At 44.0% G+C, this 16474-nt stretch carries 13 protein-coding genes; 8 read left to right on the forward strand and 5 right to left on the reverse strand.

Annotated features, from left to right (window positions below; translation table 11 throughout):
* The 3 genes from GYX26_RS07525 to GYX26_RS11595 all read left to right on the forward strand — a co-directional run.
* Positions 1-344 (forward strand): integrase core domain-containing protein (locus GYX26_RS07525; RefSeq protein ID WP_174828750.1); only part of this gene is annotated, 344 nt, incomplete at its 5' end.
* A gap of 137 nt (positions 345-481) precedes the next feature.
* Positions 482-724: a hypothetical protein gene (locus GYX26_RS07530; RefSeq protein ID WP_174828751.1), complete on the forward strand. Its 243-nt coding sequence runs from the start codon at positions 482-484 to the stop codon at positions 722-724.
* 124 nt (positions 725-848) lie between these two features.
* Positions 849-3206: a calcium-binding protein gene (locus tag GYX26_RS11595; protein ID WP_174828752.1), complete on the forward strand. Its 2358-nt coding sequence runs from the start codon at positions 849-851 to the stop codon at positions 3204-3206.
* 105 nt (positions 3207-3311) lie between these two features.
* Here GYX26_RS11595 and GYX26_RS07540 read toward each other — a convergent pair whose 3' ends face one another.
* The 4 genes from GYX26_RS07540 to GYX26_RS07555 form a co-directional block, all read right to left on the reverse strand.
* A complete protein-coding gene (locus tag GYX26_RS07540; RefSeq protein ID WP_174828753.1) occupies positions 3312-4832 on the reverse strand; it encodes a catalase in 1521 nt (506 codons plus the stop codon).
* A gap of 295 nt (positions 4833-5127) precedes the next feature.
* Entirely contained in the window at positions 5128-5475 is a 348-nt protein-coding gene (gene erpA / locus GYX26_RS07545; protein ID WP_100090991.1) for an iron-sulfur cluster insertion protein ErpA, read from the reverse strand.
* 55 nt (positions 5476-5530) lie between these two features.
* A complete protein-coding gene (argC, locus tag GYX26_RS07550; RefSeq protein ID WP_174828754.1) occupies positions 5531-6571 on the reverse strand; it encodes an N-acetyl-gamma-glutamyl-phosphate reductase in 1041 nt (346 codons plus the stop codon).
* Between the two features lie 38 nt (positions 6572-6609).
* Positions 6610-8481 carry a potassium transporter Kup gene (locus GYX26_RS07555; protein ID WP_238791252.1) on the reverse strand — a complete coding sequence of 624 codons (1872 nt, stop codon included), beginning with the start codon at positions 8479-8481 and terminating at the stop codon, positions 6610-6612.
* Between the two features lie 463 nt (positions 8482-8944).
* On the opposite strand from GYX26_RS07555, the gene rimP reads away from it, so the two are divergent.
* The 4 genes from rimP to rbfA all read left to right on the forward strand — a co-directional run bounded on the left by rimP (position 8945) and on the right by rbfA (position 14356).
* Positions 8945-9427, forward strand: coding sequence for a ribosome maturation factor RimP (rimP, locus tag GYX26_RS07560; protein WP_100090989.1), 483 nt, complete (start codon positions 8945-8947; stop codon positions 9425-9427).
* A gap of 47 nt (positions 9428-9474) precedes the next feature.
* A complete protein-coding gene (nusA, locus tag GYX26_RS07565; RefSeq protein ID WP_100090988.1) occupies positions 9475-10962 on the forward strand; it encodes a transcription termination factor NusA in 1488 nt (495 codons plus the stop codon).
* A gap of 10 nt (positions 10963-10972) precedes the next feature.
* Positions 10973-13903, forward strand: coding sequence for a translation initiation factor IF-2 (gene infB / locus GYX26_RS07570; protein WP_174828755.1), 2931 nt, complete (start codon positions 10973-10975; stop codon positions 13901-13903).
* Between the two features lie 81 nt (positions 13904-13984).
* Positions 13985-14356, forward strand: a complete 372-nt coding sequence (gene rbfA, locus GYX26_RS07575) for a 30S ribosome-binding factor RbfA (RefSeq protein ID WP_100113794.1) — start codon at positions 13985-13987, stop codon at positions 14354-14356.
* 84 nt (positions 14357-14440) lie between these two features.
* Here rbfA and GYX26_RS07580 read toward each other — a convergent pair whose 3' ends face one another.
* Positions 14441-14926 carry a YbhB/YbcL family Raf kinase inhibitor-like protein gene (locus GYX26_RS07580; RefSeq protein WP_100090985.1) on the reverse strand — a complete coding sequence of 162 codons (486 nt, stop codon included), beginning with the start codon at positions 14924-14926 and terminating at the stop codon, positions 14441-14443.
* A 759-nt stretch (positions 14927-15685) separates the two neighbouring features.
* Between GYX26_RS07580 and GYX26_RS07585 the strand changes: the two genes are divergently transcribed.
* The gene (locus GYX26_RS07585; protein ID WP_174828756.1) at positions 15686-16384 is read left to right on the forward strand and encodes an alpha/beta fold hydrolase; all 699 of its coding nucleotides are present in this window, start codon (positions 15686-15688) and stop codon (positions 16382-16384) included.
* The last annotated feature ends 90 nt before the right edge of the window (positions 16385-16474 follow it).

A 16474-nucleotide genomic window follows, 5' to 3' on the forward strand; every position in this document is an offset into this window, starting at 1 on the left:
TTACCCGTTATCTGGATAAACTGGCCGAATATCATGGTTATCCACTAAAAATACGAGTAGATAATGGGCCGGAATTCACCGGAAACACGTTTACTAATTGGGCAAAATCACATGGTATAACTATAGATTACATCAACCCCGGCAGCCCATATCAAAATGGCTTTATTGAACGATTTAACCGTTCGTACCGTACAGAGGTACTGGATTTATATCTTTTTAATAATCTGGAACAGGCAAGGAAAGTAACTGAGGAATGGCTAACAGTTTATAACACCGAAAGACCCCATGAAGCACTAAATAATATGACGCCGATTGAGTATAAAACACTAAAACAAGCAGCATGATTTTCTACGTCTGTTTTGTACTAACTATGGGGTATTTACAATGAGTTTAAGTTAAAAAATTTTATTCTAATATATGATAACATTGAAGGAACTAGTATATATGGCAAGAATTGTTGTACTGTACTAGATAATTTAGTATGGCTAGAGATAGAAAAAAATATATTTTATACTATATGGCAGATAATATGGGCACATTTGTAGAAGAGTCGAAAATCCCTGAAAATCTAAATATTAATTCATGGGGGGGTGGTAATTTCTATTTAAGCGTTACCAATTTTACAACTGGAGATAAACGTGAATTATCCGAGAAGCCAAACAATGCCTTTTATTTAAATAATTGCGGCGATATTTTATACAAGCCATTTTATTTTACGCAATGAATTAAATATTTTTTTAAGTCTACTAAAATAAAGGATATTATGGTAAATATAATATATTTTTAATTAGTTTAAGTTTGTTTATTTCAATCATTTGTCTGAAATATTACATAGTAGGAGTATTAACATGCCTTATGATGTGAATGCAGGAAAAGATTTAGTAAGTGTGGATGAAATTCTGGCCAGATATTTATGGAATCAGGAAACGGCACCATCAAATTCTGAATTAATTGATGATAAACGGATAATGAAATTTATTCGCTCTGGAGACAGTCTGGTTATTCGAGCGCATGGATCAGCAGATTCGGTAATGTTGCCGGATTACTGCAGCTATAACAAAAGATATAACAGAGCGTATGAATTCCTATTTAATGATCAGACTTTTACTTATGACGATATGAAAAAAGATTATATTTTCGCTGAAAGTGGCGACGGAAAAGACAATGTTATTTTTGACGGGCAAGGAAAAGAGATTGTGAATGGCGGAGACGGCAACGATACTCTATGGGGAGGAGATGGTAATGACATTCTGAACGGAGGCGCAGGCGATGACATTTTATATGGAGGAGCAGGTGACGATATTCTGAATGGAGGCGTAGGCGATGACATTTTATATGGAGGAGCAGGTGACGATATTCTGAATGGGGGGGACGGCTACGATATTCTGAATGGGGGGGAAGGCAACGATATTCTGAATGGAGGAGCGGGCAATGATCTTCTATCGGGTGGAGCTGGTTACGATATTCTGAATGGTGGTACTGGAAACGATCGTCTGAGTGGCGGTGATTGGCATAAAGATCGTTATGAATTTGAGGCGGGGCATGGCCAAGATGTGATTAACGATAAAGACTACGAATATTCTTATACTGAAGAATGTTTGGAAAAATGTAATGATATAGTATTTAAGGGAGCTAAGCTGGCAGATGCAGTATTTACCCGCTCTGGCGCAAATTTGGTTATTCGAGCGTATAGATCTGCTGATTCAGTAATATTGCCGGATTACTTCAATGAGAACAACGGATATAGTAGAGCATTTAACTTTATATTTGATGATCAAACCATCACTTATCAAGACTTCAGAGAGAACTTTACGATTAGTCAGAGCGGAGATGCAAAAGATAACGTTATTTCTGGCTGGCATGGAAAAGATATTCTGAACGGTAGAGCGGGTAATGACACTTTATGGGGTGGAAGTGGCGATGATATTTTAAATGGAGACGAAGGCAACGATACTTTAAATGGAGAAAACGGCAACGATATCCTGAATGGAGGAGTAGGAGATGATATTCTGAACGGAGGAGCAGGCGATGATATTTTAAATGGAGGAGCAGGTGACGATATTCTGAATGGGGGCGCAGGCTATGATATTTTAAATGGGGGCGCAGGCAACGATATTTTGAATGGTGGTGATTGGCATAAAGACCGTTATGAATTTGAGGCCGGGCATGGTCAAGATGTGGTTAATGATAAAGGTGACGACTATTATTCTGAAGCCAATCTGAAAAAACGTAATGACCTTGTATTTAAAGGTGCTAAGCTAGCAGATGCAGAGTTTACTCGCTCTGGAACCGATCTGGTTATTCGAGCGTACGGATTAGCTGATTCTGTAACGCTGCCAGACTACTTTAATGGTGACAATCGCTTTAGTAGGGCGTTTAACTTTGGATTTGATGATCAAACCATTACTTTGGAAGATATCAAAAAAGATTATGCCATCACTCAGAGCGGAGATGAAAAAGATAATATTATTTCTGGCTGGCAAGGAAAGGATATTCTTATCGGAGGTGCAGGCGATGATGTTCTAAACGGTGGTACTGGTTATGATATTCTTATTGGTGGTGTCGGTAATGATATTCTCAATGGCGGCAACTTTGAAAAAGACCGTTATGAATTTGAAGCCGGTCATGGTCAGGATGTGGTTAATGATTTAGGCTATATGAATAAAAAAAATAAAAATCAGCGTAATGATCTGGTATTTAAGGGGGCTAATCTAGCCGATGCTAAGTTTATCCGTTCTGGCAATGATCTGATTATTCGGGCGTATGGATCAGCAGATTCGGTAACGCTGCCGGATTACTTCAATAATAAAAATAAAAACAGCCGAGCATTTAACTTTGTATTTGAAGATCAGAGTGTTTCTTATGAAGAGCTGAAGAAGAAACGCGCCTTTATTTTAGCTGAAAGTGGAAAGCAAAAATACAGTGTTAATTTTAATTGTGACTCGAATGTTGATAGCTTGAGTTATGGGAATTTTTCTGTTTTTGATGCTGGTTATGAACAGGGTGTTGCCAATACTGTAGCAGGTAGTTCTGCGCAGCAAGGTGGTTCTTTTGCAGGTGATTGGGATGGAACTGCTGCTCAGGTTCAGGCTCTGTTATCAGCTATGGCAGGGTTTACTGCTGGTATTGAAGGTGGGTTAAATTCGCCAGAACAGATACCGCAACTGACTCAGATGGCCAATGTGTCAGCTTATTGGGGTAGTTGATCAGTTTTAAAGTTTTTATTTAAGAATTGATTTACTTTAAGCTGTATTTAATCAAAAAATCCTTAAACATGGTTGTTTAAGGATTTTTTGATTGGTAGTTCGGTTTTATATTAAAACCGCACAGCCTTGTGCCGGATCACTGCTGCGCGCCGCTATGGCATCTTCTACGGTCATGCCTAAAGCTTTTGCTACACCTGCGCCATAATCTGGGTGGCAGGCATTGCTGTTGCGGATATGGCGATATTTGATGAAATCCGGTGCATCGCCCATTGCCCGTGCTGTGTTTTCATATAATACCTGCTTTTGTGCATCGCTCATGAGGTTAAAAAGGGCACGTGGCTGGCTGAAGTAGTCGTTATCGTCTTCATGGAAGTTCCAGAAATCGGCATCGCCATGAATTTTGAGAGGAGGCTCTCTGAATTCAGGCTGTTCCTGCCACTGGTGAAAGCTATTGGGTTCGTAGTGGGGCAGGCTGCCGTAGTTGTCATCTACGCGGGTGGTGCCATCGCGATGGTTGCTGAATACGGGGCAGCGTGCTTTGTTTACTGGAATCTGATGATGGTTAACACCAACGCGGTAGCGGGCTGCATCTGCGTAGTTATACAAACGTGCCTGTAATACTTTGTCTGGTGATACGCTGATTCCGGGTACGAGGTTGCTTGGGGCAAAGGCTGCCTGTTCGACATCAAGATAGTAGTTGTCTGGATTGCGGTTTAGTTCGAATTCTCCAACTTCGATAAGCGGGTAATCGCCATGTGGCCAGACTTTTGTAAGGTCAAATGGATGATAGGGGACTTTTTCTGCATCTGCTTCAGGCATGATTTGGATATACATGGTCCATTTGGGGAAGTCGCCGCTTTCAATAGCGTTATATAGATCGCGCTGATGGCTGTCACGGTCTTGTCCCATGATGTTGGCCGCTTCTTCGTCGGTGAGGTTTTTGATGCCTTGTTGGGTACGGAAATGAAATTTTACCCAGAAGCGTTCTTTGTTGGCGTTGATGAAGCTAAAGGTGTGTGAACCGAATCCATGCATGTGACGATAGCTGGCTGGGATGCCGCGATCAGACATGGTGATGGTAACTTGATGAAATGCTTCGGGGAGTAGTGTCCAATAGTCCCAGTTGTAGGTAGGGCTGCGCAAGTTGGTGCGGGGATCACGTTTAACTGCTTTGTTTAAGTCGGGAAATTTGCGCGGGTCGCGCAGGAAAAATACTGGGGTGTTGTTGCCAACTAAATCCCAGTTGCCCTGTTCGGTGTAGAAACGCATGGCAAAGCCGCGAATGTCACGCTCTGCATCGCCACCACCGCGCTCGGCAGCCACTTCGGAAAAGCGGACGAACATTTCGGTTTTTTTGCCAATCTGACTAAACAGTTTGGCACAGGTGTATTGGGTAATGTCGTGGGTTACGGTGAATGTGCCAAATGCACCTGAACCTTTGGCATGCATACGGCGTTCGGGTATGACTTCGCGGACAAAATTAGCCAGTCTTTCGTTAAGCCATAAATCCTGCGCTAATAGTGGGCCACGGGGTCCGGCGGTGAGGCTATTCTGGTTATCAGATACTGGGGCGCCCTGATCTGTAGTGAGATGGGTAACCGGGCATTTTTTTAAATCCTGATTCATGGTAAAGCTCCTTGTTAATTTATTATTAAAAAAGGCCTTTACTGCTTTTGGCTGCCCAAATGATTATAGACTTTATAAAAAATTTTTAATGTTAATAACTTGTTATTTTACTTATTCTTGAATATGGCAATTATGTTTAATATTTGTGAAATTTTTTATATTTGAATGTTTATTTTTTTGGTTTAGTTGTTTGCTATGGGTATGCACAAATAAATTAACCAGCCTGTTCAGGCTGGCTGGGAGAATTTAGACAGAACCTTTGTGTGGCAATAATCTGAGTTTGAAGATTTAGCTATTAAACTGAGAAAGATGAACCACAGCCGCAGGTGGTGGTGGCATTGGGATTGCGGATGACAAATTGCGAGCCGTGGAGGCTTTCAGAGTAGTCAATTTCTGCGCCAACCAGATATTGGTAACTCATGGGATCAATCAGGAAAGTTAAGCCATCTTTTTCGATTTCAAAATCATCATCGTTAACGATTTCATCAAAGGTAAAGCCATATTGAAAACCTGAGCAACCACCTCCTGTTACAAATACCCGCAGTTTCAGGTCAGGGTTGTTTTCTTCTGCAATGAGGTCTTTGACTTTGGTGCAGCAGCTTTCGGTAAAGATAATTGGTGTTTCGATGTCGGTATCTGACATGGCTTGATCCTTTTAGCAAATATGGGCAGACCGGATTGTCTATCCTGCCGGTAGTTTATGGCAAGAGGGGAATGTGTTTTAGTCCGCTGGTTTCATCCAGTCCGAACATGATATTCATATTCTGTACGGCCTGTCCGGCAGCACCTTTAACCAGATTGTCAATCACAGAGAGAATAATCCATGTATTGTTCTGGGGAGCTGGCTGTACGCTGATGCGACAGAGGTTAGCTCCGCGCACAGTACGTGTTTCTGGCATGCTGCCGGTAGGCATTACATCTACAAACGGGCTGGTACGATAATAGTCAGCAATCAGTTGATGCGGATTGTGACCATCTTTGATTTGTATATACATGGTGGCATGCATGCCGCGAATCAAGGGGGTAAGGTGGGGAACAAAAATGAGATTGTCACCCATCTGAGGCTGTAAGAGGTTAAGTGTTTGTCTGATTTCGGGTAAGTGTCGATGGCCACTGATTCCATAAGCTTTGAAGTTGTCGCTGCATTCGGCAAACAGGTTGCCGGTATCTGCTTTGCGGCCGGCACCGGACACGCCTGATTTGCAATCGGCAATCAATGGTTGATTATCGGCTAGGCATTGTTGTTGTAGTAACGGCAGTAAAGGCAAGCTAACACAGGTGGGATAGCAACCCGGGTTGGCTACGAGCTGGGCCTGAGCAATAGCGGTACGATTGAGTTCACTCAGACCATACACGGCTTTTGCAATCCATTCTGGGCTGGTATGGGTAAATGGATACCATTGCTGCCAGAGTGCTACATCTTTGATGCGGTAGTCAGCCGACAGGTCAATGATTTTTATACCCTGTGCCAGCAGGGATGGCGCTTCCTGCATGGCTATGCCGTTTGGTGTGGCAAAAAATACGACGTCACACTGATTCAGATTGGCCTGCTCAGGATGCTGAAAAATAAGATGGTTATAAGTACCACGTAAACTGGGAAAGTAGTCGCTTAATGCTGTTCCTGCTGCACTGCGGCTGGTAACTGCGATTATTTCAGCGGCCGGATGTTGTGCCAGTAGGCGTAATAATTCCACACCGGTATAACCTGTGGCGCCAATAATACCGATTTTAATACTCATATCTTCTCTCTCCTGATTTTTATGGCCGGCTTGGCTGATTAAATGACTACTTGTGCACCCAGTTCAACTACACGATTGGCCGGAATATGATAGTAGTGACTGGCGGTGGCACTGTTTTTATATAACCATTTAAAGATTCGGGCGCGTAAGCGACCCATATTGCCATGTTTGGTTTTGGCTGCTACAACGATGCTGTCATGAGAAAGGAAAAATGATGTCTCCATGGTATCCAGTGTGATGCCCTGTTCGGCCATTAAGGCCAGAATATGGCTGATATTGGCTGTTTCCTGAAAGCCATAGTTTGCAATAACGCGGGTAAAGCGCGGGCCAATCTGTTTCATGGCAATGCGTTCGTTGTCGGCAATGTGAGGTACTTCTTTGGTTTTGATGCTGAGCAGGACGTTATAGCTATGCAATACTTTGTTATGTTTGAGGTTATGCAGTAGTGCTCGCGGAATGCTGAATGGGTCAGATACCATGAATACGGCGTTGCCGGGGACAATCTGTGGCGGATAGTCGTGCAGATTTTCGACAAAATTATCCAGTGAGAATTCTTTGCTCTGTTGCGCCTCGTGTAGTTGTAACTGGCCGTGACGCCAGGTAGAAAATAACATGACTACAATCAACGCTACCATTACCGGGAACCAGCCGCCGTGAATCAGTTTGAGCAGGTTGCTACTAAAGAAAACCAGATCGAAGCACAGGAATACTGAGGTAAGCAGTAACGCTAGTGGAATTGGCCAGCGCCAGTTTTTAATCATGACGACACAGAACAGACATGAGGTAATGACCATGGTGCCGGTAACAGCAATTCCATAGGCAGAGGCCAGATGTTCGGAGTCGTGAAAGACCAAGACTACTAAAGTGACCGCTACGAGTAACAGCCAGTTAACCAGTGGCAGGTAAATCTGGCCAATTTCTTCGTTATTTGTATGGATGATGTTCATGCGTGGTGCAAAGCCAAGCTGAATTGCCTGACGTGTAAGGGAGAAGGCGCCGGCAATCACGGCTTGACTGGCAATGATGGTTGCAAAGGTAGCCAGTATGATTAAAGGAATGAGTAGCCAGTGCGGGGCACTCAGGAAAAATGGATTGTTAATTGCTGTCGGATTGTGCAGAATCAGGGCACCTTGTCCCAGATAGTTGATGATGAGGCTGGGTAAAACCACTTTTACCCAAGCTGTCTGAATGGGCTGGCGGCCAAAATGTCCCATATCTGCGTATAAGGCTTCGGCTCCTGTTACAGCCAGTACAACACAGCCCAGTCCGATAAAGCCATCCCAGCCATGGTTAATGGCAAATTTAATGCCGTAATAGGGGTTGAAAGCCAGTATGATTGTCGGTGCCTGTACTATCTGATACAGGCCTATCAGTGCAATGGCACTAAACCATATCAGCATGATGGGGCCAAACAGTGTACCAATCTTATGTGTGCCTTTTTTCTGGATCAGAAATAGTGCAAACAGAATCACCAGTGCTATTGGCATGACATATGGCCGGAAGCTTTCGTTGATTACAGTTAAGCCTTCTGCGGCAGAGAGAACGGATACTGCTGGAGTAATCATGGCATCACCGTAGAAGAGTGCGGTACCGGTGAGCCCCATCATCATGACAATCCATGCAGGTTTGCCTTTAAGATGCCGCATTGCCTGCTGCATCAGTACCACAACACCGCCTTCACCATTATTATCTGCCCGCAGGATAAATAAAACATATTTGAGGGTAACAATCAGTAGCAGTGACCACAGGATTAGTGAGACAAAACCTAATACGTTTGCCTCGGTGGGTGCTATTGTTGAAGCGCGAAAGCTTTCTTTTAAGGCATACAGTGGGCTTGTGCCAATGTCGCCATAGACAATACCCAATGCAGCAAGTGTCATTGCGGTATTGGCAGAAAACTGTATACGCATTTATGTACCTCATTATATAGTTATCAGGGAGTGCAGTTTAGTCTTAACATTAAGTTTAGCCAATCCCTTATACGTAAGTTTTTATAGATTTTTTTGATCATTAGTCATGGGCTGATGGTGGCTAATCCAGATTGTTTTTTGCATTTATGTATTGGTGGTAAGAATACTATTTTAATCTTTAGATAAATCAAACAGGGTGTGATTAACTTTATTTTAAGAATGTGTTATTCAGTATTTTATGGATTAACAAATGGTTATGACGGGATTTGGCGGGTCTTGGTGGAAATAATTATACAGAGCTGCTGATGCAATTGATTGATATGCTTGCGCTAATTAATATTAATGTTTGCTATAGATAATGGCAGGTAGTTTCTTTTTTTTCAACAATGGGTTAAAATAAAGAAATTTTTCGAATTATTGAGAAATGGCCCTGAGGCCATTTTTTTGTTTTTACGGAGCACAGATGGATATTCAGGGCATTTTGGAAAAAACTTTGCCGGGTCTGGGCTATGAGCTGGTGAATTATGAGCTGACTGCACAGGGAGATTTGCGTGTCTTTATTGATAAGGCAGAAAGTGGCATTTCTCTGGATGATTGTGTTGCGGTAAGCAATCACTTGAGCCGAGTATTGGCAGTAGAAGATGTTGATTATCAGCGTCTGGAAATTTCTAGCCCCGGTTTGGATCGTCCGCTAACCAAACCGGCTGATTTTACGCGCTTTGCTGGACAGTTGGCCAAGATTAAAACACGTTTGCCTATTGATGGGCAGAAAAACTTTATCGGCCGGATTAATGGTATGGATGAGAATGATTTGATCAGTATCACGCTGGAAGAGGCTAATGAAGTACGTCGGGCCAAGCGTGCTGCGGTGGCGGCAGGTAAAACCGTTTTAATTGAATGGCAAAATGTAGATAAAGCACGTTTGAAGCCAGAATTTGATTTTTAAATTGAATTTTCATATTGTTGTAAGCACAGGCTTGCAAGGAGAATTAAATGAGTCGTGAAATTTTGCTACTGGCTGAAGCTTTGGCGAGTGAGAAAAACGTAGATACAGAAGTGGTATTTAGCGCACTGGAATTTGCTCTGGCCAGTGCGGCAAAGAAAAAAACCGAGCGCGAAAATATGGATGTGCGGGTGATTATCGACCGTAATACTGGTGATTATAGTAGTTTTCGCCGCTGGCTGATTGTGGCTGACGAGGATTATACCTATCCTGATATTCAGAAAACCATTGAAGAGATTCAGGAAGAAATTCCGGGAACGACATTACAGATTGGTGAATATTATGAAGAACCAATTGAAAATGTGGAATTTGGCCGGATTGGAGCCCAGACTGCCAAGCAGGTAATTTTGCAGCGTATTCGTGATGCAGAACGTGAGCAGATTTTAAATGAGTTTTTGCAACGCAAGGATAGTTTGGTTCTGGGAACGATTAAGCGCGTTGAACGACATGGTGCAATCGTGGAAATTGGCCGTCTGGAAGCTTTGCTGCCGCGCGATCAGATGATTCCGCGCGAAAACTTCCGTAATGGTGACCGGGTGCGGGCTCTGTTTTTACGGGTAGACCAGATTGGTAACCGCAGTCAGGTGATTCTGACCCGTATTTCGCGCGAATTTCTGCTGAAACTGTTTGAAATGGAAGTGCCGGAAATTGAAGATGGCTTGCTGGAAATCAAGGAAGTAACCCGTGATCCGGGCTTACGCGCCAAAATTGCGGTGAAGTCTAATGATGCCCGTATTGACCCGCAGGGTACTTGTATCGGGGTACGTGGGTCACGTGTGAATGCGGTAACGGAAGAGCTGGCGGGTGAGCGCATTGATGTGGTGCTGTGGTCACCGGAAACTGCCCAGTTTGTGATTAATGCACTGAGCCCGGCTGAAGTAACGCGTATTCTGATTGATGAAGACAATCATTCAGTTGACGTGATTGTGGCAGAAGATCAGCTGGCACTGGCTATCGGGCGCGGCGGACAGAATGTACGTCTGGCAGCTGAACTGACTGGCTGGCAGCTGAATATCATGACGGTGGAAGAGGCGCAGGAACGCCACGAGGCAGAAGATAAAGCAGTACGTGAGCTCTTTATAAACAATCTCGGCGTGGATGAAAATGTGGCCGAGGTACTGGTACAGGAAGGATTTACCAGTTTAGAAGAAGTGGCTTATGTACCTGTTCAGGAGATGCTGGAAATTGAGGGTTTTGATGAAAGTACGGTGGAAGAGTTGCGCAATCGTGCCCGTGATGCCATTTTGACCCTTGCCATTGCTTCTGAGGAAAAACTGGAGCACATGGACGAAGAGCTGAAAAATCTTGAAGGTGTGGATCAGGAAATGCTGCATGATTTGGCCAATGAGGGGATTAAAACCCGTGATGATCTGGCTGAGCTGTCAGTAGATGAGCTGATTGAGATTACAGGCATTGATGAGGAAACCGCCAAGAAAGTGGTGATGGCAGCACGCGCCCACTGGTTTGACGAAGTATGAGGGTACGCGAATGAGTAATCAAATAACTGTAGAACAATTTGCCTTGGAACTGCATTTATCAACTACAAGGTTGCTGGAGCAGTTGGCCGAAGCAGGGGTACATAAACAGGCAGCATCAGATAAACTGACTGCTGCAGACAAAAAACAGTTGCTGGTTTATTTAAAGCAGTCTAATGGTAGTCAGTCTGCCGGTCCCATCACGCTGAATCGTAAAAAGCCAGCTGAGAAAAGTACGGTTGGTGGTGTTGAAGTTGAAACCCGCCGGCGGCGGCGTATTGCCGTGTCGCCTGAAGAACTGGAAGCCAAACCGGCAGAAGAAAAAATGGCACCTTCTCAACCAGAATCAGAGCCGGTAAAGGCAGATACTGAAGCTGAGGAACAGGCGAAAAAAGCTGCTGCAGAGCAGGCTGAAGCGCGGCGCAGGGAAGAATCTGCTGCCGCAGCAGCAGCTGAGGCCGCACGTTTAAAAGCAGCGGCTGTGGCCAGTAAAACCGAACAGAAAACGAAAGTGGAGTCTGTGCAGACAGAAGTGGTAAAACAGGAAGTGAAACAGCAACAAACTGAAAAACAGCAACAGGCTGAAGCAGCTACGCAAACTGCCGAAGTATCTGCTGACAAAAAAGCAGCAGACAAAAATGAGCAGCATAAATCTAAGCGCAACCGTAACCGCAATGCGAAAAAAATTGATTTGGCTGCCTTGGTAGCAGAAGCGTCCAAGCCGATTATCAGCCCTGAAGAGCAGGCTCAGCGCGATGAAGAGGCTCGACGTGCCGAAGCCATGCGCGCGCATCGTGAAATGTTGCTGAAACAGAAGCAGGAACGTCAGGCACGGCGCGAAGCAGCCAAGCAGCAGGCCAAGGACGAAAGTAAGGTTGCCAGTGAGCAGAAAACTGCCGAAGTACGTTCAGCTAAGCCGAGTGAGAAGAAGCCGGTAACCAGTACTAGCACACCTAAAGCTGCAGAGTCCGGTGCTGAAGCAGCCGGACGGCGCAAGAAAGATGAGCAGCGTCGTCAGCGTGAAGATGAAATGCCGAAAGGAAAATCTGCACGTGGTGGTAAAAACCGTCGTTCAACTGATGTAGGCAATGCAGAAGACAGCCGCAGACGTGGTGGTAAAAAAGGTGGCAAGAAGCAGCTCAAGCTGGAACCGAATCAGCATGCTTTCCAGGCTCCTACTGAACCTGTGGTACACGAAGTGCTGGTGCCGGAGACAATTACTGCTGCTGAACTGGCACACAAAATGGCAGTTAAGGCTGCGGAAGTTATCAAAACGCTGATGAAGATGGGTATGATGGTTACCATTAACCAGTCACTGGATCAGGAAACAGCCCTGATTGTTGTGGAGGAGATGGGACATATTGGTAAAGCGGCAGCAGCTGATGACCCTGAGGCATTTCTGGACGAAGACACCACGGTTACTGAGGCAGAAGCCTTGCCACGTCCACCAGTAGTTACAGTAATGGGGCATGTGGATCATGGTAAAACTTCTTTGCTGGATTATATTCGCCGTGCCCGTGTAGTACAGGGTGAAGCTGGTGGTATTACTCAGCATATTGGTGCTTACCATGTTGAAACGCCGCGCGGTGTGATTACTTTCCTGGATACGCCGGGACATGAAGCGTTTACTGCTATGCGTGCCCGCGGTGCTCAGGCTACTGATATCGTTATCCTGGTGGTTGCTGCTGATGATGGGGTAATGCCGCAGACTATCGAAGCAATAGCTCATGCCAAAGCGGCTAAGGTGCCGTTGGTGGTGGCCGTCAATAAAATTGATAAAGACGGTGCCAATCCGGAACGTATTCGTCAGGAATTAACTGCGCACGAAGTAGTGCCTGATTCTTGGGGTGGTGACGTGCAGTTTATTGATGTTTCCGCTAAACAGGGTACGAATATTGATGCCTTACTGGAAGCAGTACTGCTGGAAGCAGATGTGCTGGAGCTGAAAGCACCTGTAGATGCGGCTGCTAAAGGTATTGTGGTGGAATCACGTTTGGATAAGGGACGCGGTGCGGTAGCTACCTTGCTGGTGCAAAGTGGTACTCTGCGTAAGGGTGACATCGTGCTTGCGGGTACGACTTTTGGTCGTGTACGCGCTATGGTGGATGAAAATGGTAAAACCATTACTACCGCTGGTCCGTCTATTCCGGTAGAAATTCTGGGTCTGTCTGATGTGCCTAATGCTGGTGAAGACTTCATTGTACTGGCAGATGAGAAAAAAGCCCGTGAGATTGCCTTGTTCCGTCAGGGTAAATATCGTGATGTGCGGTTGGCGAAACAGCAGGCAGCCAAACTGGAAAACATGTTTAACAACATGGGTGAAAATCAGGCACAAAGCCTGCCGATTATCATCAAGGCGGATGTTCAGGGTTCTTATGAAGCATTGGCTGGTAGCTTGCGAAAACTGTCTACTGATGAAGTACGTGTTGATGTACTGCACAGTGGTGTAGGTGGTGTGAGTGAGTCTGATGTTAATCTGGCGATTGCTTCTGGTGCTGTCATCATTGGCTTTAATGTTCGTGCTGATGCAACTGCGCGTAAGCTGGCTGAACATGAAGGAATTGAAATTCGTTATTACAACATTATCTATGATGCTATCGATGATGTGAAAGCAGCTTTAAGTGGCATGCTGGCACCGGAGCAGAAAGAAAATGTGATTGGTACGGTGGAAATCCGCCAGGTAATTACGGTATCCAAGGTTGGCAATATTGCTGGTTGTATGGTTACGGATGGTTTAATTAAACGTGATTCGCATGTTCGGTTAATCCGTAATAATGTGGTTATCCATACTGGTGAGCTCTCTTCATTAAAACGCTTTAAAGATGATGTTAAGGAAGTACGTCAGGGCTTTGAATGTGGTTTGATGCTGAAAAACTTCAATGAAATTGTCGAAGGCGATCAGCTAGAGGCTTTTGAAGTGGTTGAGGTTGCCCGTAAGCTTTAAGCATATTTAAGTGTTACAAGGCAGTCTGGATGTTTTTTCGGGCTGCCTGAATTATTGGCCTGATCACAGAAAGGAATGATTATGCGTAAACCCCAACGTGGTTATGCACGTCAGGATCGTGTCAAAGAGCAGATTATGCGTGAACTGGCCGAACTGGTACGTGTTGGCCTGAAAGACCCCCGGGCTGGTTTTATTACGATTAATGAAGTTGAAGTAACTCGTGATTACAGCCATGCTACTGTTTATTATACAGTATTGGATGATAGCACCCGTGCTGTTACTGAAGAGGCATTGGAACAGGCCAGAGGCTATTTACGTAGTGAGCTGGCACGGCGAATCACTTTATTCCGCACACCTGAGCTGACATTTGTTTATGATGATTCGCTTGAACGGGGCATGAGTATTTCGCACCTGATTGACAAGGTAGCTAAAGAAAAACCGATTGAGGATTGAGGTTGTAACAAAAAAAGAGATTGATCATAATTGATCAATCTCTTTTTTTGTTATGTTACTGGTTTGGTACATTAAAATGCCATGTTAGCGGCCATAGTAAACCGTAATCGAAGCTGTGGCAATAACATGACTATTGACTACGAATCCTGTGCAGCTGGTAGTTACATCAGCAGGTAGCTCAATTTTATCGGTGTCTAAGGCATAGATGGTAAAAATATACCGGTGTGGTGGGGTGCCTTCAGGCGGATAAAAGCCTGAATAACCTAAAGTTCCACTGTCATTGCGTAGCTGACGTGAACCGGCAGGTAAATGCTGCCCATTTTCAGCACCAGCATCGCGCTTCAGCTCAGTTAAATCTTTGGGCAGGTTGATGGCCATCCAATGCCACCAGCCAGCGCCACCAGTAGGGGCATCAGGGTCATGGCACTGAATCGCAAAACTTTTGGTTTGTGCCGGTGCATTTTTCCATATCAGGGCAGGGGACTGATTATCACGGTCACTTTGATAGGAGGAATCAACGGTATCACCATGTTTAAATTCTGGACTGGTTAAGGTAAATTTATCTGTCATTGTTTCCTCAAAATCAATTGATATTTATAAATAGCAGTTTAATTTTGCAATATCAAATGTATTAAGTCAATGTTACTATGTTAGTGTTTTATGAAAATAATAAACACTAATACGGTATATTCAGGCAGGCCGGTATCGATATTAGGCAAAAAATTCTTATGTCCAAAATATTCATTCATTTGGCTATGTAAAAAAGGTAGTTGTCTGGCTTTGATTGGGTGATCTCTTTTGGTATCTCTAAATACTTTTATGTATATAGCTTTTATTGGGATTTGGTGAGAGTGAAGTTTATGGTTATTGTTCGGCAGGATAGATTTGGTGAATCTGCATGACAATTTGTTTTATTTAAGATTGGGCTGAAAACTGATAGTGCGGTTGGAACTGCTTCTAACAGAGGATGAAAAATTACAGTAAGGTTCGTGTAATTTTAAAGACGAAGTGTATGGGTATTCTGGGGAAAAAATATTTAATTTCATGTATATACAAGAAGTATTGGCAGAAATTCATCAGTAAATCGATCTAAATAGACTGAAGTCTATGTAAAATATAAAGTATGTGAAAAGTTTATACGGACATAACTTTATGTGCCAGATTGGATGCTAAGATACAGTGATAGCCAGTTTGGCTTTGCAATATTTTTAATAGTATCTGTTTGCCAGATTTTATCAGTTTACAGATAGGAAGGTAAGTTTTGTCCAAACTGTACTGCTCTACTGAAATATAAAATAGTATTAATTGTTGAATGGTTGTATTGCGATTATGGTGACTAAAGAGTTATTACCTTGGGTATGTATTTCTGGCTTTATGCTGGATGCAACACTATGGGATGATGTGCTGGCCGCTCTGGCTGTGCCCCAGTCTGTAAAGTGTGTTTCACTGGCAAATGGAGGCAGTATTGACGCTATGGCAGATGATATTGCGGCCAGTGCTCCAGAACGTTTTGTATTAGTTGGATTCTCGCTTGGGGGGTATGTCGCGCGGGCTCTGGCTGCCAAATATCCGCAGCGTGTAGCCGCGCTGGTATTAATTGCTACTTCGTTACGCGAGGATACACCCGAGCAACGTACAGCCAAGCTCAATACTTTACAGATTCAGCAACATCTGCATTTTCGTGGTCTGGGCCATAAGGCCATTGTTCAGACTTTACGGCCGGATAATCAAAATAATCAGGTACTGATAACCCGAATTAGGCGCATGAGTGAACGTTTGGGGTTTGATGTATTAAGCAGGCAGTCGCTATTAAACCGGGCAACACCAGTTGACCAAAAGATTTCATGTCCAACCCTGATTATTGCAGCTGCACAGGATCAGATGCGTTCTTTGGATGAGGCGCAGGAATTGCAGGAATTTATACCACAGGCTACTCTGAAGATAATTGAAAATAGTGGGCATATGTTGCCATTAGAGCAGCCAGAATTACTGGCAGAAACCATTTCTAGCTGGGTACAGCAGCTTTAATTTATCTGAATTCTTCAGTAATTAATCGTATTATTCCAGACTTGGTTTGCTTTCAGTATTGTTTATATCTGGTATATTAATAATGATGAT

This window comes from Snodgrassella sp. ESL0253, from assembly GCF_013344965.1.
GTDB lineage: Bacteria > Pseudomonadota > Gammaproteobacteria > Burkholderiales > Neisseriaceae > Snodgrassella > Snodgrassella alvi_B.

Coding starts and splice junctions, on each gene's coding strand:
- erpA (WP_100090991.1), bottom strand. CDS start 5,475: ATGTCAGATACCGACATCGAAACACCAATTATCTTTACCGAAAGCTGC.
- argC (WP_174828754.1), bottom strand. CDS start 6,571: ATGAGTATTAAAATCGGTATTATTGGCGCCACAGGTTATACCGGTGTG.
- GYX26_RS07580 (WP_100090985.1), bottom strand. CDS start 14,926: ATGACAGATAAATTTACCTTAACCAGTCCAGAATTTAAACATGGTGAT.
- nusA (WP_100090988.1), top strand. CDS start 9,475: ATGAGTCGTGAAATTTTGCTACTGGCTGAAGCTTTGGCGAGTGAGAAA.
- rimP (WP_100090989.1), top strand. CDS start 8,945: ATGGATATTCAGGGCATTTTGGAAAAAACTTTGCCGGGTCTGGGCTAT.
- infB (WP_174828755.1), top strand. CDS start 10,973: ATGAGTAATCAAATAACTGTAGAACAATTTGCCTTGGAACTGCATTTA.
- GYX26_RS07585 (WP_174828756.1), top strand. CDS start 15,686: ATGGTGACTAAAGAGTTATTACCTTGGGTATGTATTTCTGGCTTTATG.
- GYX26_RS07555 (WP_238791252.1), bottom strand. CDS start 8,481: ATGCGTATACAGTTTTCTGCCAATACCGCAATGACACTTGCTGCATTG.
- GYX26_RS11595 (WP_174828752.1), top strand. CDS start 849: ATGCCTTATGATGTGAATGCAGGAAAAGATTTAGTAAGTGTGGATGAA.
- rbfA (WP_100113794.1), top strand. CDS start 13,985: ATGCGTAAACCCCAACGTGGTTATGCACGTCAGGATCGTGTCAAAGAG.
- GYX26_RS07530 (WP_174828751.1), top strand. CDS start 482: ATGGCTAGAGATAGAAAAAAATATATTTTATACTATATGGCAGATAAT.
- GYX26_RS07540 (WP_174828753.1), bottom strand. CDS start 4,832: ATGAATCAGGATTTAAAAAAATGCCCGGTTACCCATCTCACTACAGAT.